This window comes from Chitinophaga sedimenti (genome assembly GCF_023156195.1).
Classification (GTDB): domain Bacteria; phylum Bacteroidota; class Bacteroidia; order Chitinophagales; family Chitinophagaceae; genus Chitinophaga; species Chitinophaga sedimenti.
The window spans coordinates 5119044-5144490 of sequence record NZ_JAKUKA010000001.1 but is presented as its reverse complement, the minus strand read 5'-3'; the positions used below and the strand labels follow the sequence as shown (position 1 = coordinate 5144490).

28 protein-coding genes and 3 pseudogenes are annotated in these 25447 nt (G+C 50.0%); 4 read left to right on the top strand and 27 right to left on the bottom strand.

From position 1 onward, the window contains the following. Position 1 precedes the first annotated feature (1 nt). The 3 genes and pseudogenes from MKQ70_RS29515 to MKQ70_RS29505 all read left to right on the top strand — a co-directional run bounded on the left by MKQ70_RS29515 (position 2) and on the right by MKQ70_RS29505 (position 1819). Positions 2-667 (top strand): GIY-YIG nuclease family protein, encoded by a 666-nt coding sequence (locus MKQ70_RS29515; RefSeq protein WP_248077776.1) that lies wholly within the window; start codon positions 2-4, stop codon positions 665-667. Between the two features lie 229 nt (positions 668-896). Then, positions 897-1007: pseudogene (locus tag MKQ70_RS42890) on the top strand (hypothetical protein); the annotation flags it as partial. 122 nt (positions 1008-1129) lie between these two features. Beyond that, positions 1130-1819 (top strand): excinuclease ABC subunit UvrC, encoded by a 690-nt coding sequence (locus MKQ70_RS29505; protein ID WP_248077766.1) that lies wholly within the window; start codon positions 1130-1132, stop codon positions 1817-1819. 255 nt (positions 1820-2074) lie between these two features. Here MKQ70_RS29505 and MKQ70_RS29500 read toward each other — a convergent pair whose 3' ends face one another. The 13 genes from MKQ70_RS29500 to MKQ70_RS29445 form a co-directional block, all read right to left on the bottom strand. Beyond that, positions 2075-2689, bottom strand: coding sequence for a DinB family protein (locus MKQ70_RS29500; RefSeq protein ID WP_248077764.1), 615 nt, complete (start codon positions 2687-2689; stop codon positions 2075-2077). A gap of 106 nt (positions 2690-2795) precedes the next feature. Further along, positions 2796-3344, bottom strand: coding sequence for a Crp/Fnr family transcriptional regulator (locus MKQ70_RS29495; protein WP_248077762.1), 549 nt, complete (start codon positions 3342-3344; stop codon positions 2796-2798). A gap of 74 nt (positions 3345-3418) precedes the next feature. Next, positions 3419-4225 (bottom strand): type IX secretion system ring subunit PorN/GldN, encoded by an 807-nt coding sequence (porN, locus tag MKQ70_RS29490; RefSeq protein WP_248077760.1) that lies wholly within the window; start codon positions 4223-4225, stop codon positions 3419-3421. 86 nt (positions 4226-4311) lie between these two features. Beyond that, positions 4312-4443 carry a hypothetical protein gene (locus MKQ70_RS39990; RefSeq protein ID WP_282456865.1) on the bottom strand — a complete coding sequence of 44 codons (132 nt, stop codon included), beginning with the start codon at positions 4441-4443 and terminating at the stop codon, positions 4312-4314. Positions 4444-4467: 24 nt separating this feature from the next. After that, the gene (gene porM, locus MKQ70_RS29485) at positions 4468-6021 is read right to left on the bottom strand and encodes a type IX secretion system motor protein PorM/GldM (protein WP_248077758.1); all 1554 of its coding nucleotides are present in this window, start codon (positions 6019-6021) and stop codon (positions 4468-4470) included. Between the two features lie 53 nt (positions 6022-6074). Further along, positions 6075-6815: a type IX secretion system motor protein PorL/GldL gene (gene porL, locus MKQ70_RS29480; protein ID WP_248077756.1), complete on the bottom strand. Its 741-nt coding sequence runs from the start codon at positions 6813-6815 to the stop codon at positions 6075-6077. 129 nt (positions 6816-6944) lie between these two features. Beyond that, the gene (gene porK / locus MKQ70_RS29475; protein ID WP_248077754.1) at positions 6945-7970 is read right to left on the bottom strand and encodes a T9SS ring complex lipoprotein PorK/GldK; all 1026 of its coding nucleotides are present in this window, start codon (positions 7968-7970) and stop codon (positions 6945-6947) included. After that, positions 7970-8317 (bottom strand): hypothetical protein, encoded by a 348-nt coding sequence (locus MKQ70_RS29470; protein WP_248077742.1) that lies wholly within the window; start codon positions 8315-8317, stop codon positions 7970-7972. Before MKQ70_RS29470 ends, porK begins: the two co-directional genes overlap by 1 nt. Before the next feature lie 176 nt (positions 8318-8493). Then, the gene (locus tag MKQ70_RS29465) at positions 8494-8802 is read right to left on the bottom strand and encodes a hypothetical protein (RefSeq protein ID WP_248077740.1); all 309 of its coding nucleotides are present in this window, start codon (positions 8800-8802) and stop codon (positions 8494-8496) included. 68 nt (positions 8803-8870) lie between these two features. After that, entirely contained in the window at positions 8871-10550 is a 1680-nt protein-coding gene (locus MKQ70_RS29460; RefSeq protein ID WP_248077739.1) for a thioredoxin domain-containing protein, read from the bottom strand. A 111-nt stretch (positions 10551-10661) separates the two neighbouring features. Continuing rightward, complete coding sequence (locus MKQ70_RS29455; protein ID WP_248077737.1) at positions 10662-10850, bottom strand: uroporphyrinogen-III synthase; 189 nt, start codon at positions 10848-10850, stop codon at positions 10662-10664. Next, entirely contained in the window at positions 10847-11332 is a 486-nt protein-coding gene (locus MKQ70_RS29450) for a uroporphyrinogen-III synthase (RefSeq protein ID WP_248077736.1), read from the bottom strand. The genes MKQ70_RS29455 and MKQ70_RS29450 overlap by 4 nt, the downstream gene beginning before the upstream one ends. A 198-nt stretch (positions 11333-11530) precedes the next feature. Next, entirely contained in the window at positions 11531-12451 is a 921-nt protein-coding gene (locus MKQ70_RS29445) for a DUF4271 domain-containing protein (protein ID WP_248077734.1), read from the bottom strand. A gap of 117 nt (positions 12452-12568) precedes the next feature. On the opposite strand from MKQ70_RS29445, the gene hemW reads away from it, so the two are divergent. Next, entirely contained in the window at positions 12569-13693 is a 1125-nt protein-coding gene (hemW, locus tag MKQ70_RS29440; protein ID WP_248077733.1) for a radical SAM family heme chaperone HemW, read from the top strand. Positions 13694-14063: 370 nt separating this feature from the next. Here the strand turns inward: hemW and MKQ70_RS29435 are convergent, their stop codons facing one another. The 14 genes and pseudogenes from MKQ70_RS29435 to MKQ70_RS29370 form a co-directional block, all read right to left on the bottom strand. Then, positions 14064-14768, bottom strand: a complete 705-nt coding sequence (locus MKQ70_RS29435) for an NAD(P)H-dependent glycerol-3-phosphate dehydrogenase (protein WP_308199248.1) — start codon at positions 14766-14768, stop codon at positions 14064-14066. Further along, a complete protein-coding gene (locus tag MKQ70_RS29430; protein ID WP_282457707.1) occupies positions 14734-15075 on the bottom strand; it encodes an NAD(P)-binding domain-containing protein in 342 nt (113 codons plus the stop codon). Before MKQ70_RS29430 ends, MKQ70_RS29435 begins: the two co-directional genes overlap by 35 nt. Before the next feature lie 49 nt (positions 15076-15124). After that, entirely contained in the window at positions 15125-16471 is a 1347-nt protein-coding gene (locus tag MKQ70_RS29425) for an efflux RND transporter periplasmic adaptor subunit (RefSeq protein ID WP_248077732.1), read from the bottom strand. 67 nt (positions 16472-16538) lie between these two features. Next, positions 16539-17969: a TolC family protein gene (locus tag MKQ70_RS29420; protein WP_248077730.1), complete on the bottom strand. Its 1431-nt coding sequence runs from the start codon at positions 17967-17969 to the stop codon at positions 16539-16541. A gap of 150 nt (positions 17970-18119) precedes the next feature. Beyond that, positions 18120-18299, bottom strand: coding sequence for an ATP-binding cassette domain-containing protein (locus MKQ70_RS41620; RefSeq protein ID WP_308199247.1), 180 nt, complete (start codon positions 18297-18299; stop codon positions 18120-18122). 32 nt (positions 18300-18331) lie between these two features. Then, positions 18332-18781, bottom strand: a complete 450-nt coding sequence (locus MKQ70_RS29415) for an ABC transporter ATP-binding protein (protein WP_308199246.1) — start codon at positions 18779-18781, stop codon at positions 18332-18334. A gap of 58 nt (positions 18782-18839) precedes the next feature. Continuing rightward, the gene (locus tag MKQ70_RS29410) at positions 18840-19382 is read right to left on the bottom strand and encodes an ABC transporter permease (protein WP_248077728.1); all 543 of its coding nucleotides are present in this window, start codon (positions 19380-19382) and stop codon (positions 18840-18842) included. 11 nt (positions 19383-19393) lie between these two features. Further along, complete coding sequence (locus tag MKQ70_RS29405) at positions 19394-21238, bottom strand: ABC transporter permease (protein WP_248077726.1); 1845 nt, start codon at positions 21236-21238, stop codon at positions 19394-19396. 19 nt (positions 21239-21257) lie between these two features. Further along, positions 21258-22082, bottom strand: coding sequence for an ABC transporter permease (locus MKQ70_RS29400; RefSeq protein WP_248077725.1), 825 nt, complete (start codon positions 22080-22082; stop codon positions 21258-21260). 359 nt (positions 22083-22441) lie between these two features. Further along, positions 22442-23677: pseudogene (locus MKQ70_RS29395) on the bottom strand (ABC transporter permease); the annotation flags it as partial. A gap of 3 nt (positions 23678-23680) precedes the next feature. Next, on the bottom strand, positions 23681-23884 hold the full coding sequence (locus MKQ70_RS29390; RefSeq protein ID WP_248077724.1) for a hypothetical protein: 204 nt from the start codon (positions 23882-23884) through the stop codon (positions 23681-23683). 11 nt (positions 23885-23895) lie between these two features. Next, positions 23896-24584 (bottom strand): annotated as a pseudogene (locus MKQ70_RS29380) (ABC transporter ATP-binding protein). A gap of 47 nt (positions 24585-24631) precedes the next feature. Further along, positions 24632-24790 (bottom strand): hypothetical protein, encoded by a 159-nt coding sequence (locus tag MKQ70_RS29375; RefSeq protein WP_248077720.1) that lies wholly within the window; start codon positions 24788-24790, stop codon positions 24632-24634. Continuing rightward, positions 24760-25446: an HlyD family secretion protein gene (locus MKQ70_RS29370; RefSeq protein WP_248077718.1), complete on the bottom strand. Its 687-nt coding sequence runs from the start codon at positions 25444-25446 to the stop codon at positions 24760-24762. The genes MKQ70_RS29375 and MKQ70_RS29370 overlap by 31 nt, the downstream gene beginning before the upstream one ends. Position 25447 lies beyond the last annotated feature (1 nt).

Below are 25447 nucleotides of genomic sequence, written 5' to 3'. Positions count from 1 at the left end.
TATGACCGCAGCAGAGTTTCAACAAATATCGCACACCATACCCAGCCACGCAGGCATTTACAAGTACTTTTCCGAAAGCAACGAACTGCTATACGTGGGAAAGGCGATTAACCTGCGTAAAAGGGTTAGTTCCTACTTCGTTAAAAATCACGATAATTATAAAACGCGAAAGCTGGTAGAAAACATCCACCATATTGAGTTTACGATCGTTGATTCGGAGCAGGACGCGTTTTTGCTTGAGAACTCTCTCATCAAGCAGTTTAAACCCAGGTATAATATTGAGTTAAAGGACGATAAAACATATCCTTTTATCGTCATCAAACACGAATCATTTCCCCGCGTATTCCTGACCCGTAACGTGATCAAAGATGGCTCCGAATACCTGGGCCCTTTTACCTCCGTGGGCCGCGTACGCGAACTGCTGGAGGTGATCCGGTACAATATCCCGCTGCGCACCTGCAACCTCAATCTCTCTAAACAAAATATTGAAAAGGGAAAGTTTAAGGTATGCCTCGAATATCACCTGGGCAACTGTAAAGGTCCCTGCGAAGGGCGGCAGGATGAGGAAGACTACCGCGAAGGACTGCAGCAGGTAAAGGAAATCCTGCGGGGTAACCTCTCCCCGTGCTTAATATGTTCCGTGAGCAAATGCAGGAGCATGCGATGAACATGGAATTCGAAAAAGCGGAAATCACCCGTAAGAAAATTGAAAGTCTGCAGGACTATAAAGCCAAATCAACCATCGTCAGCAGCCGTCTCGGCCACCTCGACGTATTTACGGTAATCAGCGAGGGCAATCATGCGTACATTAACTACCTGCGCGTACTGAACGGCACGATTGCCGATACAAAAACCATCACGCTGGAGAAAAACTCGAGGAAACCGATGAAGAGGTATTGCCATACGCAATCTCCTATCTCCGTGAAGCTTTTAAAAGCCTTACGCGGGAAATCATCGTGCCGTTCGAGATCATCTATCCCGAAGAGAATGTGACGGTAACGGTGCCTAAAGGCGGCGATAAAAAGAAACTGCTGGACCTCTCTACCAAAAATGTGAATTACTTCCGCGAAGAGTTATACAAAAAGAAGATACTGCACCTCGAAGGCAAAAGCGATATGGAAAAAAGAACGTGCTGTATAAATTGCAGGCGGATCTTGAGCTGCAGGAGCTGCCCGTACACATCGAGTGTTTCGATAACTCCAACTTCCGGGGCGCGTATCCTGTGTCTGCCTGCGTGGTGTTTAAGGACGGGGTGGCGTCGAAAAAGGATTACCGTCATTTCAACATTAAAACGGTAGAAGGCATCAACGACTTTGCATCCATGACCGAGGTGGTGTACCGCCGGTATAAACGCCTGCTGGACGAGCAGCAACCACTCCCGCAACTGGTCATCATCGATGGTGGTAAAGGCCAGCTGGGCGCGGCGCTCGAAAGTATCCGCAAACTCGATCTTATTGGCAGCATGACGGTTGTTGGTCTCGCCAAAAACGAAGAAGAAATATTTTTCCCTGGTGATAGCCAGTCTATCAAACTCCCCTACGACAGTGAAAGCCTGAAGCTGATCCGCCGCATACGCGACGAAGTGCACCGCTTTGGTATTACCTTTCACCGCCAGAAGCGCAGTAAAGGCACGTTTAAAAACGAGCTGGAAGGCATTAAAGGCATTGGTGAAAACACCGCTACGCAGCTGCTGCAAACGTTCCGTTCTGTCACGAAAGTAAAAGCATTATCGCTGGATGATCTAGTAAAGGAAATCGGGCAGGCAAAAGGAAAGATCGTGTATGATTATTTTCACAAAGGAGAGGATAAAGTGTCTTAAAAAAGGGAGCCCGGTTGTATAACCAGGCTCATTCCCCAAGTTAACCATTAAAAGACACAGATATTTGAACCCCGGTTTTACCGGTTGATTATAGGCTTATTGCTGGTACAGCATTGACTTTAGCTGCACGATATAAAAATAGTGATGGGTTGATTATTCTTATGTTAAGGGCTTGTTATCATCCCAAATATCAACGCGGTGTAACACACTTGTTACAACATTTATTACGCAGCGCAAAGCCTTTACTGTGGCCTGTTATATGGCAAGGAGAATGGCCGGTGAAATATCTTTGACACCTGTTATAGCCGACTTAACGCGGAGCGCCTGCAGTATATGCCTTTGCTCGTGCGCGATGAGGAAGCGGAAAGTATCGCCGGCAGAGAGTTTGATCCACCTGCTAATAGATATGGGCACCTTTAATGTTTGCAGATTTATTTTCTCCGCGCGTTGCAATAAACGCATCAATTGTTGCTGTTGATGTAAGCTCTCCTGCAACACCGCAGCAGCATCCAGCGCGGGCGCGGGGCGATGGTCCTTCGGCGATTGCATTTTACTTTTCAGTGTACCGTCTTCTTTCGGCTTCATCAGGTTGGTGAAGTAATTACCTAACCAGCTGCTGCGAAACGTTGCCGGCGCAATGGCCTTTAGCTGTTCGCCTTTGCTGATGGCAGCTTCCAGGTGAGGAATGTAATAACGGCCGTAACCATTCAGGTGTTCGAGGCATTGAGCAATGCTCCATTTGCCGGGTTCGGGGGCTTGTAATAATACGCTGGGGGTTAAGCAGGACAACTGTTCTTTGATGGCGGTTTCGATGCGTACCACGTCGGTTTGCAGGGCATAAATGAGTTGCAGGCGGTCAAATGTTTTCATATCTCAAAGTGTTTATGCAAAAGTAGTATGGCCCGCCACGGAAAATCTTGGTGCAGATCAACATTTTTGAGAAAGGCGTTATTCAAGACGGATGGAGCCCATCAACTTAGAAAAAGTGGCCGGGTCTATACCCAGGTAAGAAGCCGTATTTATGCGGGATGATCTGCAGTACATGGGGACTCCTTTTCAGGAGCTTCCGGAACTTCTGTTCCGCATTGCTCGTCAGCATTTCTATATGCCGCTCCATTACGCCCGATAAGGCCCACGTAGTGCCGATACGTACCCAGCGCTCGACCATCGGGTGTTTGTCCATTAAACGGGCTGTATCGGCGTAAGACATACGTAAACAACGACAGGCAGTCAGGGTTTCCAAATAATAGCGGGAAGGTTGCTGTAACAGAAAAGAATCGATCACACCGGAAAAGGAACCTGTATAGTTGAATACCAGCGTAGCTTCACGGTCGCCCTCCAGGAAAAAGGCGCGTTGCACACCATCGAGCACGAAGTATACATAGCGCTCCACTTCCCCGATCGCGGTTACCATTTCCTTGCGCTTAAAAGTAACCGGCTCCCAGCAGGCGGCCAGGTCTTCCCAGGCATCGTCGGGCAGTTGCAAGGTGGCATATACGGCAGATTTGAGGGAAGTGGTATCCATATCTTCCGAAAGATATAAAAAAGAAGCTGCCCCAGGTGGGGCAGCCTCTTTATACAGGATTTGTCGTTACACGATTAGTATTGCCACAGGTCCTGCTCCTTGTTGAAGATCTTTTCTTTGATAGACTGACCTTCCGGGAGTTGCATTACACCGTCTTTGATGTAATGGCGGATCTCGCGGTTGTAGTTGTTTTGCTCTTTCACTACATAGCTGGAGAAGAAGCGCATCTCGAACAGGTCTTCCCAGCTCATGGTAGCCGCGTCGTTGTTCTGGTTGTAAACATCGTATTTGGCCAGTACAGGACGCAGGTCGGGGTAGTAAACCCAGAACAGTGGTACAGAGGCGCGGAAGGAGCCGTCTTCATTGAAGCGGGACATCAGCGGCGCGATGCCGAGGATGCGCACTTTCAGTGCAGACGCTTCTTTGTCGAATACCCAAACTTCCTTGATTTTAAACTGTTTCACGGTCAGCGGGTTGAACTCATCGCGGGTGGTTACCAGCTTTTCTTCGCCGGTCACCGGGTCGATGCTTCTCACCGTTCTTTCCTCACCACCGGTTTTAGTTTGAATTTCCTGCCAGCTCAGTTTCGTGCTGAAACGGTCGTCTACCGGGCTGAAGGCCTCTATTTCATTATTCTTGATGGCTTCGAGCAGAATGTTGATGAACAGCTGGTTTACACCGGTTTCATCTTCCACGTTGTATTGGAAGGGGAGGTTCATTTTCTCGCGGGTATCAATTACCTGCCAGAGCCTTTTTTCCCAGAAGCGGTCGTCTTCGCGGATGTAATCGTACTGGATGGGGATACGTTCGCGGTTAAGCGTTCTTTCCACCACACCATCGATACGGAGCGATTTCCTGGGCGTATCGCTGCCCGGTGCCATCGGCGCCGGAATCTCCGGGTTAGTAGCCGATGCTGGTGCAACGCCGGCTGGCGGAGGTGTTACCGGGTTACCGGTAGCAGGATTCGTTACGGGGGCTGCTCAGTAGTCGGCGGTGGCGTATCTGTACGACGACGGCGTTGTGCATCTGCGTCTGTGCTGGCGATTGCTGTCAGCAACAGCGCGCCAAAACCAATATGTTTAATCATTTCTGCTCGCATAACCAATGAGGTTTATACTTTGACTTAGTTGAGATTGTAGGTCAGGTTGTACGGGATCTCGCGTACTTTACCATCCGGACCTTTCACTTTAATATTTTCGATATAAACGCGGTCGCCGGGTTTCAGTGATCTGATCGCAGCCTGTGCAGGACCAGGGAAGATCGGTGAATTAGCCACCTCGTCCACATAGTCTTTACCTTTTGCGTCTACCCCGATACGGAAGCCCATTACATCGTATCTAACACCTTCGAATTCGAAGTTTTCCAGTACAGCCCTTACACCAGTTTGTGCTTTGAAGTCTGCAGTTTTAACAGAGCCGCTTTTAGCCAAACCTACCATCGCGATCGGATCAGGGATCATTTTCACGCGGTATTCTTTGCCTTCCATCGGTTTGCCGTCGCCGCTGATCGGAACGATCACACATTTACCGGGTGTGGTAACATGCGCTACGAACTTACCAGGAGCAGTTTTCTCGATGCGTGCGCCCGGAGAACCCTCGATCCTGGCGGAAACTGCTTCAGCAGGCGTACCAGCGATAGAGATGGAGATCGGGTTGCCCACAGCGATGTACAGTACGTTCATCTTATCTGCAGAAACCGCGGTAGCAGAAGCACCTACATTATACACCTCGTTGATCTGGCGGGTAATCGTTTCACCGTTGGGCTTTTTCAGGGAGATAGAACCTGTCAGCCTGTGTTCGCCCACCGCACCGGTTTGCGAGGTGAAAGTAGCGATACCGTTTACCACCGGCAGTGTAGCGCCATTTACGATAATTTCCGGGTTCACCGTAGTGCTGTAAGCACCGATCGCAATTTTAGCTTCCAGCTGCTGGCCGGGCGTAAAGTTTTTCGAGTTCATGGAAACGAATGCTTCCATGGCATCGAAACGGATATCGTTAGCGCCGATTTCTTTAAACAGCTCGTCGATAATCATCGACTCGGAGTTTTTGATATCATTCTGGAATTTGCTCAGGATGGTGATGGCCGCGATTGAAGGCACCATGTTGAAGTGGTATACCGTCCAGGACTTAGGTCCTTTTTCGTCGCCATGACCAGTTTTAGCATGACCCACCTGGATGTTCAGCGGGAAGTTTTTTTCCATCGCCGGTCTTTCCTTGGGATCTACCTGGTTGAGCATGTTTACACGCAACTCTTTCAACATGGCTTCGAGCCTGGGGCCGGATTTGCCATTTTCCATGATGCGTGTAGGAGCATCCAGATCGTCTCTTTTTACAAGTTGTTTATCAGCAGGAACTTTGTCTAACTTATCGCTCTGCATGATAATGGTATCCTTCAATCTTTCGATGTAGGCTACCGCTTCTGCAGCAAGTTGTTTCACTTTATCGGCCTTTTCTTTATAAGGCCCTGCTTTTGCGGCATCTTCCGCTACCTGTTTTGCGAATTGATCGTAGGTAACGTTATTCTTTGTGTCGATAGATTTATTCGAAGTGATGATAGAATCATTTACTATGTCGAAAGCATTGAGGATTTCTGCTGATACGTTCATCGCCAGCATAGCCGTCAAAACCAGGTACATGATGTTAATCATCTTTTGCCTGGGCTCTTTAGGTAGTGCCATAGTTGTTTACAAATTTTAGATTAATGTCTTTGTTCCAATCTATATGCGATACCTTATCTGCCTTGCATTGCAGTCAACATGTTACCATAAATGGTATTCAGGTTACCCAGGTTCTTCGCCAGCAGGGAGATTTGCTCCTGCGTTTTCTTGGCGTCTTCTGCGCTGTTTGTCATCGCCTGGGAAGCTGTGAGCAGGTTGCTGTAGAACGTGTTCATTGCTTTCAGGTGATTATTGGTATCCTGCAGTTCCAGTTCATAGATCGCGTTCAGAGAAGCCAGGTTTTTGGTCATTACCTGTACCTGCTCATGGAACGTTCTTGTAGAGCCGGAAGCGTCGTTGAAGGAAGCAACTGCGGCTGCTGCGCTGGTGTACGCGTTGGTCACTGCGCCCGGGGCCTGTGTAGCTTCTTTAGTTTTTGCGGTGTATTCGCCGGTTGCGGCAACAACGTTGCTTACGTCTTTCATTCCTTCTACTGTAGTACCCAGTTTCTGGAAGTTTTCGCTCAGGCGTTTTAAGTTTGCGGGAGTAATGTCTGCTTCCTGGAGCATTTTGTCCATTGCAGCGGTGCTGGACGGACCTGCACCTGCAACCGTCACTTCAACAGGCGTTGCTGCATGCGAGTTATCCGGAATAAATGCATAGATCAGGAAGATCATCGCTTCCACGGATAATCCAACGATCAGCGCAACGTCGGCGCCTTTCCAGTGTTGAATTTTGAACAGCGCTCCCATAATTACAACGGCAGCAGCAGTACAAACACCAAAATTCAGCCATTTCCCAGTAGAGTTATTCATAGCCATAGGTCAAAATTTTAGATTAAAATTTGTGTTTTTTTTAAAGGTTAAAAAGCTCTTTATAGAATATAGTGTTCTCATGACTTGATTTGAAATGCAGGGTTTTCAACACCCTATAGCTATCGGTCTTTATTTTTTGTTGAAGTCGTTCTTAGAGCGGCTAAGGAAGGCGATCGTACACCTGAAACCGATGTAGGATTTAGCACTGTCCTGGAACTCGTATGAGCGTGTACCGTTCTGAAGGAAGTAACCTATATCTTTCCATGAACCACCTCTTACTGCTTTACGCTTCATTTTCGGCGCTGCGTTGTCCGGAATGTCCATACGCAGGTAAGGGTTCATGTCCGAAGTAAAAGAATATGCATTTTCATAGAAGATATCCTGTGTCCATTCGGCTACGTTACCAGCCATGTTGTACAAACCATAGTCGTTAGGCCAGTAAGCATCGGCGCGTACGGTGTAAAAACCGCCGTCTTCCGGGTAGTTACCGCGACCAGGTTTAAAGTTAGCCAGCAGACAACCTTTTTTGTTACGTGGATAGTAACCTCCCCATGGGTAAGGCGCCTGTTCGCGGCCGCCACGGGCTGCATATTCCCACTGTGCTTCGGAAGGCAGCTGAAACTTATCTTCCGTATACAGTTTGTGAGAAGTGCGGTAATCGTCCCAGAAGCGGCTGCGCCATTCGCAAAAGGCATTTGCCTGGTGCCAGGTTACGCCAACTACCGGGTAGTTGTCGAAGGCCGGATGCCAGAAGTACATCCTGGTCATCGGCTCGTTATAAGCGTAGGAGAAGTCCCTGATCCAGCAAAGCGTATCGGGGTAAATCTCTGTATCTTTCTTCACCACGAACTTAGAACGCGGCACATTCGCGTTTTCACGCAGCTTTGCCTGGTCCCAGTTAAAGGTTTCAGAGTGAAATTTCAATTTTTTTACATCAATCTCCTTGCGGCCGTACAAACGCTCTTCCTCGGAATATAACAACGCATCGATCTTGTCGAGGGTCGCTTTGTCCTTCCAGTTGATCTTTTGTTTCCAGTCCACATAATCAATACCGTCCGCATTTTTCACATGCCCCATTAATACGTGGGCAATAGAGTCGGTTACCCAACCCACAAACTGGCGATACTCATTGTTCGTGATCTCGGTCGCGTCCATTAAAAACCTGAGATAGAGATGGCCTTGTTTCTGGCTGTGAAGGAATAGTTCACGTCCTCATCGCTGGGGCCCATGTGAAAAGTTCCGGACGGCACATACACCATTCCATAAGGTACAGGAGGATAATACTTGGGCCTGGGGCTCACACCGATCAGTTGCCCCTGTGCGTTTTTTGGAGTCTTGCTGCCGCCGCAACTTGCCAGCAAAACAGGCAGCAATATAGCCAAAAGCCCTTTGCAATAATTAATCTTCATAAGGGTGACTTTCATTAGAATATGCGTTTTCCTTTTACCTGCCAGATGCGTTTCTGCCAACCTTTTAAACAGTTTTTGATCATCACGTTTCACCTGGTTGTTTATCAGAAAGATAGCAAATGTAATAATTATTTTTAATCCGTAGTTACTTTTTACACAACTTTTTCACACCCCGCTTTATATCTGTAACTAATTTAAACGAGATTTTTAACATTTTATTATATCAGCCAAAAAATCTTGAGATTACAATCAAAAATAATCAATTTTCATTACAAATTATATATTTCTGATATATATTTCACAGGCTTAATACAAGCATAATGCTCGCATAAATAAATTAATGTTTCGTTTAAATTCCCCCTGCCCTGTAAAAGCGGCATGTCCGGCTCGTCTCTTTCCGCCCCCAGCAACACTTTGAAGGGAATATACCGGCTGTTTATCTCATCCAATCTGTCGTTAAATTCGGGGCCAACCGCCGCTAATTCCTTGGTTCCCAGCACCAACTGCATCAGCAACCCAGACCATACGCCAAACGAGGTGGGATATCTTACCGTCGTTTGTGCCAGCCCGGCTAACATACCGGTTGCTCTTTTTGCCCATTGTCGCTCATCGAATACGATGGACAGGTACCACAAGTTGCAGGCCATTACTGCGTTACCGCTGGGGACGGCGCCATCATAAATTTCCTTCTTACGTACGATAACGTCGGTTTGACCGGTTGCCGTATAGTAAAAATAAATTTCTTCTTCATCGCCGAAAGCTGCCTCCACAAAGACGCCAGCGCCTTCGCACGGCGGATGTAGAAAAGATTGCCCGTCACTTCCTGCAGCGCTATCAGCGCCCTGATCACATACGCGTAGTCGTCCAGGAAAGCAGGGTATTTGGCAGCGCCGTTTTTGTAAGTATGGTATAGAGCCCCGCTTCCACCAGGTTGTTGCAGCGCGTCCAGCAAAAAGGTCATGGCCCTTTCTGCCATATGCCGGTACGATTTTGTACCACTTACGCTGTACGCTTTGCAACACGCGTGTATCATTAACGCGTTCCAGCCTAATAATATTTTATCGTCCAACCCCGGACGAATGCGTTTATTTCGCACCTGTAGCAGTTTTGCGCGGCTTTCGGCGAGCATAACTTGCAGCTGTTCAATGGTTAATTCGGTCCCTTTTACAAATTCACTGAGCGGTTCGGTAACCCATAAAATATTTGTGTGTTCCCAATTTCCCCCGTCCCGTACATCGTAAAACCGGCAGAACAACTCTGCCTGGTCGCCCAGGATGTTTTCGATCTCCTCCTTCGACCAGGTATAAAACTTGCCCTCCACTCCTTCAGAATCTGCGTCCAGCGCAGCATAGAACACTCCATCGGGCGAAGTCATTTCCCGCTGGATAAATTCCATTGTGTGGGTGATGGTATCGAGGTAGATTTCTTTTTTAGTGAGTTGGTAGGCGTCCGCCATGGCGTCTATCAGCAACGCATTATCGTAGAGCATTTTCTCGAAATGCGGCGCCAGCCACATGGCATCTGTGGAATAGCGCGCAAAACCGCCACCCAGCTGGTCATACAACCCGCCCTGGATCATTTTGTCCAGCGATAACAAGGCCTGTGCCTTTGCGGCTTCATCGCCAAAAGCGTGATCATATTGCAACAGGTAACGGATGGAAAAGGTACCCGGGAATTTTGGCGCACGGCCAAATCCGCCCCATTCTTTATCCGCCTGCGCCATGATGGCTTTCGCCGCATCGTGGCACTGTTGTTTGGTAAACAGCTCGGCTACCGGCACCAGTTCTACGCTCTTCGCCGCATCTACGCCAAATTTATTGGCGTTTTCCAGGTGCTCCGTCATATGCTTGGCCTGCTCCTCCAACTCCCCTCTCTTTTCCTGGAAAGCCGCCGCTATGGCCTGTAAAACTTCCGTCCACGACGGACGGTTATATGCCTGCACCGGTGGAAAATAAGTGCCACCATAAAACGGTTGCCTGTTCGGCAACAGGAATACGTTCAACGGCCAGCCGCCCTGCCCGCTCATGGCCTGCAGTGCGTCCATATAAATGTGGTCGAGGTCGGGGCGCTCCTCCCTGTCTATTTTTATATTGATGAAATGCTCGTTCATAATGGCCGCTGTCGCTTCATTTTCGAAGCTCTCGCGTTCCATTACATGGCACCAGTGACAGGCGGCATACCCAATGCTCACGAGTATGGGCTTATCTTCGGCAACCGCCCGCTGCAGGGCTTCCTCGCCCCACGGGTACCAGTCTACCGGGTTATGGGCGTGCTGAAGCAGGTAAGGACTGGCCTCTCCGGCCAGCCTGTTGGTATGTGCAGGCATGTTGTGTATCGGCTTTTATAAAATAACTCTCAAATTACAGGCCGCGCAAACGCAGCAAGGGAACGGCTCTGGCCGTTCCCTTGCAAGTAATGATATTTTTATGAATTCTGTTTATTTTTTGCCCAGCTCGCTCAGATATTTTTCTAAAGCAGCAACCATAGACGGTGCCTGGGGAGCTGGCGCTTTAAGATCGAGGCGAAGACCTGCTTCTTCCACCGCTGCGGAAGTGGTGGGACCAAAGGCGCCGATTGCAGTACCGTTTTGCTTAAATTTGGGCACATTCTCGAAGAGCGACTTCACCCCGAAGGACTGAAAAACACGATCAGGTCGTAGGAAGTGGCCGACAGCACGTCTTTCACATCATTGGAAACGGTTTTGTACAGGCTGGCGGTTGCATACTCGCATTTGTTCGCCTTCATCCATTCCTCGATGTCTTTTTTCTGGCTGTCTGAACTCGGGAACAGGAACTTTTCATTTTCCTTGTGCTTGTTCATGACGTCCAACAGGCTTTTGGTAGAACCATCAGCCCCGAAAAACACCTTACGTTTACGGTAAAGAATGAACTTCTGCAGGTACAAAGCAACAGCTTCTGTAATGCAGAAATATTTACAATCCTGGGAAACCTTCAGCTTGAGCTCCTCGCAGACCCTGAAGAAGTGGTCCACGGAATTACGACTGGTGAAAATGACAGCAGTGTAGTTGAGAATATCTACCTTTTGCTTTCGAAAATCCTTTCCAGGTACACCTTCCACCCGGATGAACGGATGAAAATCCAGTCGCACATTGAATTTCTTTGCTAAGTCGTAGTAAGGGGATTTCTCTGTCTCTGGCTTAGGTTGGGAAATTAGGATTGACAGTTGTTTTTCTTGCAATTCTTTTTTGGCCCGCCTTTAGTCATACGTAATTTGCTCTTGTCGTTAACAATCGCAGTAATTTGAATTACTAGTTAACCAATAGTTTTAGTAACGCCTTTGTTATAATCAACACCGGCACAACTTCGAATGCGCAAAGGTAAAGAAAAAATGCAATCTGCTGAAAGATAAGTATTGTTTAACCAATGAATAAGACCTTATATACCTGTAAACAATCAGTAACACTATACAGAATAATGATATATAGAGCATGACCATGGCTAATTCGGGTTTACCGAAGGCTAAAAGCACTAAAAACGGCACCAGCAAAATGCCTAATATTTTGTTGATGAGGTAGAGCACGAACACATAAGCGTCGATCAGTTCGGCGTTACCGAACAGCCAGCCGCAGAACCGCAGCACTATATATTTAACGAAATACACCACCGCTACCAGTACGATCAGCGCCGGGATAAGGATCCGGGCCTTTTCTTCAACCGGGTAATCGAAGCGCTTCATCAGTAAATAGAGGTACAATCCCATACTGATCACGAAGTATACGTTCATGAGAAAGTTAGGGAACGGCGACTGTGACAGCTGATCCTTCAACTGGCGCTGGCTAAGCGTGGGATTGAAAAACGCACGAAACAGGTCGGAGAAATATTTGACGTAGGCCGCACGGATTATGCCCAGCAACAGGAGGACGCCGGCCACCGTGTATACAAGCCAGTCTTCGTCCGGCACGTCGTGAAGGGGATTGATATCGTAGTAGGGATGATCGGCTTTGATGCTTAGCAGCGGGTTACGTTTTGCAAGACCGGCCATCGCCGTATCGTAGTGATTAACCGCTGGCGTGCTATCTTTTAGCTCCGCCTGTGCCGAGTCTGCAGCCAGTTTCGGGAGGATCGAGGAATCTATCTTAACTTTGGGCGTTGTTATGCGAACGGCGGGCTTTGGCGGCTGCGTTACAGCAGCGGCGGGTAACGTGTCCGTTTGCGCGAACAGCGGGAAGGAAGCAAATAATAAGACAAGGAAAGATACAATTCGCACGGATAGCTATTTTTGACTGCCGCACCGAATATAGTGCAACTATTTCTTGTTCCGAAATTTTGACAAAACTCCCTTGTATTTTTGAGGTTTGCAAATATTCGATCAGTTTCTTTTTTAATGGCCGGCATTTATATTCATATTCCTTTCTGTAAAAAGGCGTGTCACTATTGTAATTTTTATTTTTCCACTTCGCAGCAGCACCGTGGCGAAATGACGGACTGCCTGTTAGCGGAAATGGATCTCCAGCATCATTACCTGGGCGATGCGCCCGTATCCACGCTGTATTTCGGCGGTGGCACGCCCAGCATACTGCCAGCCGGCGATGTACAACGGCTGCTCAATAAGGCACGCTCCCTTTTTCCTGTTACAGACAACCCGGAAATTACTTTAGAGGCGAACCCCGACGATCTTACGCCCGAAAAGCTGGCAGAACTGACTGCGGCCGGTGTGAACCGCCTGAGCATCGGCATTCAATCGTTTTTCGAAGACGACCTGCGCTGGATGAACCGGGCACACAACGCGGAACAGGCAGCAAACTGCATCACGGAGGCGCGCAAAGCGGGCATCACCAATATCAGCATCGACCTGATTTACGGCGGTCCCACGCTAACCGACGAACGGTGGGCGCAGAACGTGGCAAAAGCTATAGAACTCGGTGTTCCCCACCTCTCCTGCTACGCGCTTACCGTGGAACCTGGCACCGCCCTCGACCATTTCATCGAGAAGAACAAAATCGAACCCATAGATCCCGACCGCGCCGCCCGTCACCTTGAAATGTTGATGAACTGGGCCACCGCCGCGGGATACGAACACTACGAAATATCCAACTTCGCGCTGCCCGGCTGGCATTCGCGCCACAACAGCAGTTACTGGAAAGGCACGTCCTACCTGGGTCTGGGCCCTTCCGCCCACTCGTTTAACGGCACATCTCGGCAGTGGAACGTGGCGAACAATGCGCTGTATATTCAATCCATCAAACAGGGGCAGGTGCCTTTTGAAGTTGAAACGCTGACACCGGTCATGATGCTGAACGAGTTTATTATGATATCCCTGCGCACCGCCAATGGCTGCGATTTAAGCGTAGTGGCGGAAAGGTTCGGGCAGGATAAAAGTGCAGAGATCCCGGAAGCCAGTGAGGATTTCATTGCAAAAGGGTTGATGCGTCTCGACAGTAACATACTGCGGCTCACCCGCGAAGGGAAGTTCTTTGCCGATGGCATCGCCGCTGAATTGTTCTCTTAAGCATCCTAACTGCCCCCTTCGCTGATCCTTCGCTCATCTTACGCTCAAGTGGCTGTGACAGCGGTTTTAACGTCGGATAAGCGAAGGATCAGCGAAAGCAGTAGTAAGAATCGTCCTTCTATCATCCTTCGATGATCCCTCGGTGTTGTTCGGTCGCAACGCGGTTTTGACGGGGTTTAACCGAAGGATGACCGAAGGATCACCGAGGGATCATCGAAGGATTATAGGACTTACTCCGATTCCAGCCCCACTTTCAAGCGCTTTCACCACATTTTTCGACTGCATTCACCACCCATTATGCCCTAAAACAGTACAGCCGCCGAAGTAAATCACAACGGCGGCTGAGGAGGTATCAAAAGTTGGTTAAATACTAAATTAGCTCTTTTTCCAAAGCGAGGAAAGCCTCGGCAGGGTTTAATCCCTCCCAGAGAATGGCGTGCACCGCCTGTGCGATGGGCATATGCGCACCGATGGTTTTGTTGATCTCGAAGATGCACTTCGCGGCGTAGTACCCCTCGGCCACCATGTTCAGCTCCAGCTGCGCGGCCTTTACACTGTATCCTTTCCCGATCATATTACCGAACGTGCGGTTGCGGCTGTGCAGCGAGTAACAGGTTACCAGCAGATCGCCGAGATAGGCGCTGGCGTTATAGTTATGCTGCGTGGCGTCGCCCTCCGGCTGCTGGCGCTCGTAGGTTTCGAGGAACACCTGCATTTCGCGGAAGCAGTTGGTCGTATATACGCTCAGAAAGTTATCGCCGTACTCGAGTCCGTGTGCAATGCCGCTGCCCAGTGCATAAATGTTCTTCAGCACGGAGGCGAACTGTACGCCCAGTACATCGCGATTCACGATGGTTTGTAAGTAAGTATTGGTGAACAGGTCGGCCAACAGTTGCGTGTCCGACAGATCAACACCGGAAAACGTCAGGTACGAGAGCTTCTCTGCCGCTACTTCTTCGGCATGACAGGGGCCAGTAATCGTAAAATACTGTTCCCTTGGCAGATCGAATGTTTCTGCCAGGAAGTCGTTGATCAGCATATTATCGCCGGGAATGAGGCCTTTGATGGCGCTCACCACTTTTTATCCTGCAACGCATCATTGGAGAGCGGCGCCGGACTTCGCGCAGGAATGCGGAAGGCACGGCGAGGATAATGTATTCGCTGGCCGCTATAATGTCGGCCACCGAATTGCTGAGGTGCAGCAGTTGTGTATCGAAATATACAGAAGTAAGATAATGCTTGTTATGATGTCTTGTTTGCAGGTGCCGGATGGTATCTTCATTGCGTATCCACCAACCCACCTGGTGCCCGTTATCGGTCAGGATTTTTGCTAAAGCCGTAGCCCAGCTGCCGCTGCCGATAATACCGATTTTATTACCCATGCTCAACGTTCCAGGAAATTTCCTGCAATGTAAATAATATTGCGGGATATTATTTGCCCGGCCCGGTGAACAACTCGCTTTTAGGCACCACTTTCACCTTTTTGTTATTCTCCAGTTCGCGCGACACGGCGGCGTACGGCGCCACAATCACCTGCTCGCCCACCTTGAGGCCACTGCGTACTTCGATATTATTATCGTCCTGGATGCCGATGGTTACTTCGCGCATTTTAGCGGTACCATCCGGCTGCAATACGAATACTACTTCACGGATATCTTTCTTCTTTTCCGGCCCCTCGTCCACATTCGCAGCCGGTCCTTTAGTTCCTTTGCCGCCTTTAGCGTGGACTTTACCCGTATCGTTCATATCGCGGGTAGTAACGGCGGTAATGGGTATAGATGTTACCCCTTTACCATAGCGGGTCTGTATATCCACGCTGGCGCTCATACCCGGGCGCAGCGGATAGATGTTCGGGTGTTTCGGATCGTACAGGTCGGCATAGGAACTATGCAATACGCGGATGTGTACGATGTAGTTGGTCACCTGCTCGGTGGAACTGGTGGCAGTAGCGCTGGCCGCATCTTTGGAGGAGCTGGCGATCTGCGTCACCAGGCCCTTGAATTTACGGTTGTTGTACGCATCCACTTCAATTACGGCCGTATCGCCATATTTTACTTTAGGGATATCATTTTCTCCCACATCTACCTGTACTTCCATTACGTTCATATTGGCAATGCGCAGCATTTCGGTACCGGCCATCTGTGCCGTACCTACCACGCGTTCACCTTTCTTAACAGGAAGCATGGAAACGATACCGCCCATGGGACTGGAAATCGTTGTCCGCCCCAAATTGGTATTGGCTTCTTTCAGATCTGCCTGTGCGCTGCGGATAGCAAAGCGGTCGCTGTTCACCTGCTGCATGGCGGAGTTATAATCAGACAGGGCCGCCTGGTAGTTGGCATCCGCTGTTTCAAACTCTGTTTTCGCGATTACCTTATCCTCAAGCAGTTTCTTATTGCGATCGTAGATGATTTTAGCCTGGTCAAGCCGTGCTTTGAAAGCAGCAATAGTGGCTTCGCGGGTGGCGAGTTGCGATTGCGACTGGCTTACCATGGCCGATGCTTTCTCTTTTACAGATCCGTATACGTCGGCATAAATGCGGGCGAGCACCTGTCCCTTTTTTACGGAATCGCCTTCCTGCACGAGCAGGTCGGTAATTTCGCCGGACACGTCGGAGCTTACTTTTACTTCAATTTCGGGGTAAATTTTGCCGGTAGCCGAAACCACTTCAATAATGTCGCGCGTGGCTGTTTTTTCAACAGCAACGGTAATCCCGTCATCCTTTTTTCTGCCTTTAATGATCCAAATGGCGGCAATTAAGACTAGCAGGCCCAGCACAATGTAGACTACTCTTCTTTTCCTTTTTTTTCATAAACATGACTGTTTCGGCCGGGCTCCTGCGCGTTTACAGGGTTATTTTCTGGTCGCGGTAGAATTCCAGCAATTTGATTTTGAATATATAATCGTAGAGGGCAGATACCTTATCGATCTGTGCCTTATACAGGTTTGTTTGCGTAGTAATATACTCCACCGAGTTCATTAAACCAACATTGTACCGCTTGGTCGCAAAGTCGAAGGCTTTTTGGGAGGCAGCTTCGGTTGATTCTGCGGCATGATACTTCTGCAGGGCCGCGGCGGCATTGGCATGGGCGGTATAAATATCCTGGCGCAGCTGCTGGCGGTTAATCGCCTGTGTCAGTTCACGGTTTTCGAGATCGATGCGGGCGCGATGTACGGCGCTTTTGTTCGCCCAGCCGTTGAGGATGGGAATATTCAGGCTTAGGCCGATGTACTGCCTGAAGTTGTTGCTGATCTGTGTGCCAAAGGGTGTTTTGCGCGTATTGAAACCATAGTTCGGCTGGTAAACACCATATTCTGTACCCGATACGTTTACGGCTGCAATGGTATCGAAGCCCCTGAATACAGGCGCACCAAATACTTCCTGCGAGGTACCGGCGTAGTTGGTCCCCAGACTGCCCGCAGCGCGTAAGCTGGGGTACTGGTTCGCTTTGGCGGAGGCCAGGTAACGTTCGGAAGCCATTACGTTAGCACGGTCGGCCTTTGTTTGCGGCTGGTTAGACAGTGCGGCGGAAAACACCATTTCCGGTGCGGTCTGCGCAACATCTAATACCGGCGTAGTCTTAATATTGCCCGGCAGTTCCGGTTCAAAAGGAATATTGAAATCAAGGTTCAGTAATGCCTTCATGGTAAGTACCGTGATGATCGCCTGGTTGCGGGCAGTCACCAGCGTAGAACTGTCGCGGGCCAGCTGTGCTTCCAGGTCGGCCTGATTGCTTTCAGGCACGGAGCCGGCGGCTACGAGCTTTTTGGTGTTATTCAGCTGGGTGGTCGACAGGCTTACCTGCGATTCGCTGATCTTCACCTGTTCGTTGGCCAGCAGGATTTGCAGGAACGCGTTGGCAATGTTGAACGACATATCGTTCCGCGCTTTTTCGAGCAGGAAGCTGTTGGCTTCGAGTTCGTATCTGCTTCCCTTGATCGTGTTCTGCACCCGCATAAAGTTAAACAGGTTGGCGCCGGCACTGAGGCTAAGGCCGCTGCTGAACAGGGTGGTATTGTCAAACGAGTTGGTGGTCGGGTTAATGGAACGGCCGAAATTATAACCGATGTCGGCTCCCGCGTTCACCGTGGGCAGCTGGGAAAGCTGGTTCTGCTTATAGGTAAGTTCCGACAGCCGCTTCTGTAATTCCGACTGCTTGATGGTCAGGTTATGTTCCAATGCAAACGCCACACATCTTTCAAAACTCCACTTATCCTGCGCCTGCGCAGAAACGGTACCAACAAACAATAAAAAAGAAAGCAGGGCGGCTTTCATGCATCGATTTAATCTCATAGCCTGGCAAAAATATAATAATTGTAAAGACACCGATCTCCCCTTCTTGATAAATGGCAATTTAGGGGTGAGCATGGCGCAAGGCCATACGAATTTAAAGGAAAACATCATACGAAAGGCTTTTTTGCCAGGCTATTGTACCTGGCCGTCCATAATACGGATTATCCGGTTGCCGTAAGTCGCGTTCACGTCCGAATGGGTTACCTGTACAATGGTGATTTTATCTTTTTCGTTCAGCTCCTTGAAAAGTTGCATGATGGAAAGCGCCTGGTCCGAATGCAGGTTACCGGTAGGCTCGTCCGCGAAAATCACTTTCGGTTCGCCGATAATGGCCCGTGCAATACCTACCAGTTGCTGCTGCCCACCCGAAAGCTGGTTCGGGAACAGGTCTTTTTGGCAACGATGTTGAAACGGTCCAATACATCGGCCACCCGGCTTTTACGTTCAGACGCCGACACATTGCGATACAGCAAAGGGGTTTCTATGTTTTCGTAAACGGTCAGTTCATCTATCAGGTGGTACGCCTGGAACACAAAGCCAATGCTGCCCCGATGCAGTTGGGTGCGTTTTTTCTCGTTCATTTTGCTTACCAGCTCATTGTCGAAATAGTATTCGCCGCCGGAAGGTTCTTCCAGCAGGCCGAGTATATGCAACAGGGTCGATTTGCCCGAGCCGCTCGGGCCCATGATGGATACAAATTCGCCTTCATGTATGGCAAGGTCGATGTCTTTCAGCACTTCATTTTTACCAAATCCAACCGGGTAATGCTTAGAGATATGTTTTAAATGGATCATAATAAATAGCTAGTCAGATAAATATAAATAATATACGGTTACTCGGAACGGAGGGCCTTCACCGGGTTTGCCAGCGCCGCCTGATCGACTGAATGCTCACCGTGCCGATCGCAATAGCGATGGCGGTAAGTCCCGCCAGGACAAATACCCACCACTGCAAGCCTACGTTATAAGCGAAGGAATCCAGCCACTTACCCATGAAGAACCAGGCCAGTGGCATAGCGATGACAATGGCGAGCAGCACCAGTTTCAGGAAATCACGGTACAGCAGCAGCAGGATGCCTGCAATACTGGAGCCCAATACTTTACGGATGCCAATCTCTTTGGTACGCTGCGCAATGGCCAGGATGGCTACGGCGAACAGGCCCATACAGGAAATGATGATGGTGAGCAGCGCGCCAACCATGAATAACTGCGACGTACGCTTCTCTTCCCGGTACTGCCGTTCCACGTTCTCGTCCAGGAAGGACCCCCTAAACTCCGCACCCGGCATCAGCGTGGCCCATACTTTTTCCACTCTTTCCATAGACGCCGGCAAATCGTTGGGCACTACTTTAATATAGGCGTAGGCGTAATCGACGCGCTTGGGGTCGAGCAGCATGGTGAGCCCCTCTACTTTTTATTGAGCGATTTGAAGTTAAAGTTTTCGGTGATACCAATTACCTGCTGCGGCTTCCAGTCTGAATCGAAACGGATAAACTTGTTCAGGATGGTATCTCCGCCCAGCTGACGGGCCAGTTCCTGGTTAATAATGATGGCGCCCGAGTCGGATGCCAGGTTGCGATCAAAGTCGCGGCCTGCCACCAGTTTAATACCCAGCGTTTTTGTATAGTCGTAATCAATGGTCATTAAGTGTGTGCCTAACTGGCGTTCGTTGTAGTCAAAGGTCATCTGCGAGGTCATAGAAGAGCCGTCTTTACCAATACCGAGGTTATTGTCCGCGGCGCTTACGCTCATGATGCCCGTTTGTCCGGCCAGGTTATCGCGCAGCAATTCTACCAGCGTACCTCTTTTGATATCGCTGCCAGACAGCGGGAGGCTGATCACCTGTTCTTTATTAAAACCAAGTGGTTTGGAGCGCAGGTATACGCTCTGCTGCCAGGCTACGAGGGTACAGCAGATCAACAGCGCCGAAAAGGCAAACTGCACCACGATCAGTGAATTCCGCACATATTGTTTGCGGCCGGGTTTGATGCTGCCTTTCAATGCCTGTACGGCATTGATACGCGTCATCACCAGCGCCGGGTACACGCCGGCGACCACGGTCATAATGATAAAGACCAGCAAAATGCCCGTTAGCATGGCGGGTTTAAGTACAAGACTCATTGTAAGCGATGTATGCATCCGGGCGTTATATTCGGGCATCAGTATGGAAGTAAGGAGCAGGCCTGCCGCACCGGCGATCAGGCAAATGAGCACCGCCTCTCCCCACAACTGTGCGATCAGCTGGAAACGTACGGCGCCCATCATTTTACGCATGCCCATTTCCTTACTGCGGCTGAAGGCGCGCGCCACTGATAAATTAATAAAGTTGATACAGGCAATGAACAATACGAAGCCCGCAATGATAAACAGCATATAGGTAGTCACCTTCCTGCTGCCCCCGCCGCTGGCGCTGATGCCGTTAAAATGCATGTCCTGCACCGGTATTACGCCAAACTTCATGATGTAACCGTCCGCATCGGGTTTGGCGCCATCGCGTTTCAGTCGGGTCAGCTGGTCCTGGTAATATTTGTTAACAAGCGACTGGCTATGCTTATCAAAATCCGCCGCAGTTGCTTTGGGCACAAGTTTCACGAACATCTCGGTATTGAAGTTGTCCCATATTCCCTTGTTACGCGCGTACACCGGATGCGCATCGAACCGCATCAACACGGCGAAGTTAAGGTCGGAGTTGTCCGGCGCCGCCTTTACGATCGCGGAGATGGTGAAGTTATCCCACTCCTCCCCTATTTTCATGGCGATGGTTTTGCCCACTACATCGTCGGTGCCCAGCAACGCCTTCGCCGCTTTGTCTGAAAAAGCTACCTGGCGCGAGTTGTCCAGCGGCTTTTTATCTCCCTTCAGGATGGGAAAAGAAAACATGTTTAAGAAATCGGGGTCTACCAGGCGGATGCCTGTACTGCCCGATTTGCCCTCGAACCGGTATAGTCCGCCGGTACTCATGTAGCGGGTAGACATCACCACTTCCGGAAACTCGTTTTTCACTTCATCCTGGAAAGATACCGGCAAATTGGATTTGGCGTCGGCTCCCCTTACCTCGTTTTCATAATGATATACCTGGTACAATGACGGCAGGTCCTTATGAAAACGGTTAAAAGTAAGCTGGTAGTAAGCTGTTACCGACAGGATCAATGCCGCGCAAACCGCTACGGCCAAACCGGTTACATTAATGCCGAAAGTGGCTTTGGACTTCCAGATATTTCGCCACGCGAGTTTGAGATAATTCTTGATCATAACTTTAAACGGATTTTGGTTACTCCGTCCGCAATGAGCGCACGGGATTCATCAATGCAGCTTTCAGCGAATGAACACTCACCGTTAAAAGCCCAACCAATATGGCGCCGGCGCCTGCCGCAGCAAAAACCCACCATTGTATCGGCACCCTGAACGCATAGCCCTGCAGCCACGTATGCATGGCGTACCAGGCCACCGGCGCGGCTATCAGCAACGCGATCGCGATCAGTTTAATTACATCTTTGGTAAACATAGCGACAATGCCCGCCACACTGGCCCCCATCACCTTACGGATGCCCACTTCGCGGGTTCGTTGCGTAGTGGCGTGGATGGAGAGGCCCAGCAGCCCCAGGCAACTCAACAACACCATCAGCGCCATGGACCAGGATAAGAGGGCACTGAGTTCCTGTTCATATTTATAAAAGGCCGCCACTTCATCATCAAAAAATTTGATGTCGAATTGTTTATCGGGGAAGGTGGTTTTAGCCAGCGCTGTTATTTGTTGAATGGCGGGTTGCCATACCGCCGCGCCGCCGGGCTCCAGCAGCAGATCGTAACTGTAATAGGTACTTGCTTCGCTGCAAATTACCAGCGGCCTCGCACCCGCTTTGATCGACTGAGCATCAAAGTCACGCACGACACCGGCCACGGGTACCTGCTGGTCCCACAGTTTCATAGTAGCGCCCACCGCTTCGGCCGGACGGGTAAAACCAGCCTCGCGGGCCATCGATTCATTAATAACGATTTCGCGCATGGTATCGGAAGGCTGCAGGTTGCGGCCGGCCACGAACTGTAGCTGGTAAATATCGGCGTAGTGCGTATCGGCGTATTTGATCTGCACCATGGCCTTTTTTCCTCCTTGCCCTCGTACCACGCGATCTCGGTGTTCATGCTGCTGGTGGAAGCCGGGGGCTGACTGCTGCGCCCAATGGTTTTGATCCCGGGCACCTGCGCCAGTTGTTCCGCAAAATATTTCCGGTCGGCTGCTTTGGCCGAATAGGCGATGGTAGCATGCAAGATGGCGTCTTTACGATACCCCGCTTCTTTGGTGAGCCCATAACGGGTTTGCTGGGATACGATGATCGTGGCGATGATAAACACCAGTGCGATCGTAAACTGTGCCACCGTCAGTACCGGCCGGAACCACGACCTAGCGGCCCGCCCGGCTACCTGTTTCTTCAATACCAGCAAAGGTTCGAAGCGCGACAGTACGATAGCGGGATAAAAGCCTGCAAACAGGCTGATGACCAGCACCAGCAATCCAATGAAACCCAGCGCCGCAGGCTGCAACAGCAGTCCGAGCGTAACGCCATCGGGAATAAATCCTTTAAATAACTGTAATAACGCAGGCACTGCCAATAAGGATAATACCATGGCCACCAGCGTAAACAGCAGGCTTTCGCCTAAAAACTGCGTAATAAGTTTTCCCTGCGAACTGCCCATTACCTTACGCACGCCAATCTCCCTGGCGCGTGCGCCGGCCCGCGCGGTTTGCAGGTTTACAAAGTTGATGCAGCCGAGCAACAGCAGGAACAGGGCTACCAGCTCCATACCCAGCAGGGTGCTGCGACTGGCCACGCGGCTTTCGTATATGCCGTAGAGACTGTCGAAATGAAGATCTTCGAGGGGTTGTAGTATAAACTGGTTGCGTTCGTTCGCCGCCTGGTTTTTCCGGATGGGAGGCATGGCAGAAAGTTGTGCGCCCACTTTTGTGGGCGATGCGCCATGACGCAGCTTCAGGAACAATTGAGACGCGGAAGTAATATTGCCCCAGGATGTACGCTGCTGCGGCCGCAACAGGTTGATGGCCGACAGCGTGGGCATAGATATAAACGCATTGAAGCCAAAGTCGGTAGGTTGTTTTAAGTCTGCCACCACGCCAGCGACCCGCGTGTGAATGCTATCATTGTACACAACTTCGCGGCCAACCAACGCCTCGGGCGATACACCCGGGAAGTAACGCGCTGCAGTACTTTGCGGCAGCACCACCGTATAGGGCTCCCGTAAAGGCAACAGCGAACCGGCCAACAGCTGGTATCTTATCATTTTAAAGTAACTGCTATCCGCGAAAATGCCTTTATTTTCTCCTAAGAATGTTTTAGGCGCTGTACCCGGGATGGTCACTTTAACTTCGTCGTAGTTACGGAAGAAAAACACCGCTTCTTCCACCTCGGGTAATTCTGCCGACGCATGCTGCACCATCACGAACGGTACTCCGGCACTCTTCATGTTAAAACCGCCCGAATTGCTTTCGGTAACCACGCGGTAAATGCGGTCGGCATCCTGGTGCGATTTATCGAACGAGGTATCGTAATGGACGATCATGAAAATCACCAGCGCCGCACTGATGCCGATGGCCAGGCTGCCGGCGTTGATGAAGCTGAGCAACTTGTGCTTCCACAAATTGCGCCAGGCGAGTTTGAGGTAGTTGAAGAACATAGGTTACAGGGCGTGGGATTGTAATTCACGCGGACGGCGCATGAACAGGTAATAAACAAGGCCGGCGAACATTATCCCGCCGAGAAAAACAAACAGGCAGTACAGACTTAGCACATCGGCCGCGGGCAGACTGTTGCCGCCCGCGCGACCGGAAAAGGCCTGTATTTCCAAAAGCTGTTTCAGCACGGGTTTTATTTCGCTGGTCATAACTGTAAAGGTTATACGTGAAATTGTTCCTTGATATTCTCTGTTACCACCCGGCCGTCGAACAGGTTTACAATGCGGTGTGCAAAGCCTGCGTCGTAGGGAGAGTGGGTTACCATGATCATGGTGGTACCGGCGTTATTGAGTTCCTGCAACAGTTTCATTACCTCTTCCCCATTGGTGGAGTCCAGTTACCGGTAGGCTCATCCGCCAGGATCAGGTTGGGCCTTGCGACTACCGCGCGGGCAATGGCCACACGCTGTTGCTGACCGCCGGAAAGCTGCTGCGGGAAGTGGTTGCGGCGGTGCATGATGCTCATACGCTCCAGCACTTCTTCCACCTTCTTCTTACGTTCGGCGCCCGGTACTTTCAGGTACAACAGCGGCAGTTCAACGTTCTCGAACACGGTAAGTTCATCGATGAGGTTAAAGCTCTGGAAAACGAAACCAATAGCGCCTTTACGCAATTGCGCACGCTGACGCTCGCTCATACGTGCTACTTCTTTACCCCAGAAGTGATATTCGCCGTCGGATGGATTATCCAGCAGGCCAAGAATGTTCAGCAACGTGGATTTACCGCAACCGGAAGGGCCCATGATAGCCACAAACTCGCCATCCTGTATTTCCATGTTGATCCCGTTAAGGGCAGTGGTTTCTACTTCCTCGGTCGCAAACATCTTCTGTAAATTGACTGTCTTAATCATGTTTTCTTTTTTGGATTGATAGGGGTGGATGGAATGATCTCAATTTATTAAAATGATAAAACTTCTTTGTCGCCGAAATTCTCGTACGATGACGTGATAACCTGTTCGCCAGGCTGCAGACCGTCCAGCACCTCGAAATACAGCGGGTTTTTACGGCCCAGGGAAATGCTGCGCTTCACGGCTTTTTTACCGCCTTTGTCCAGCACATACACCCAGTTACCACCGGTATCGGAGAAGAAACCGCCCGTTGGCAGCAGTATTGCCTGCGAAGGTTTGCCCAGCTCCGGTGAATCGGCATGTCCTGTCCGCGGCGGATACCTTCGGGCGCTTTGCCGTCGAATATCATGTCTACTTCAAAGCGGCCGTTCTTTACTTCGGGATATACTTTGGAGATGATCAGCGTACTTTCATTGCCGTTGAACTCGAAGTTGGCCTTCAGTCCCACATATACCCGGGAAATGTAGTGCTGGTCGATTTCAGCGCGCAATTTAAACCCGTCCATATCGTCAATCTGGCCGATGTTTTGTCCTGCTACGATGCTCGAGCCCACTTCCACGTTGATGGAGGAAAGTTGTCCCGCCACGGGGGCACGTACCACGAGGTTGGCCAGGTTGCTCTTCATCAGCTGCAGGTTACGTTGCGTACGGTCGATCGTAGCTTCAAGCTGCACGATCTGCAGGCGGCTGTTATCTTCCTGGTACTTCTGCGACTGTACCTCAATTTCGCGGGAACGTTTCAGGCGCTCATAATCGCGTTTGGATTTGAGGTAGTCGGATTCGGATACCACTTTATCCTTAAACAGCTTGTCGTTACGGTCAAACACGTCTTTCGCCTGGTCCAGGTTGTAATCCAGGTCGCTCAAG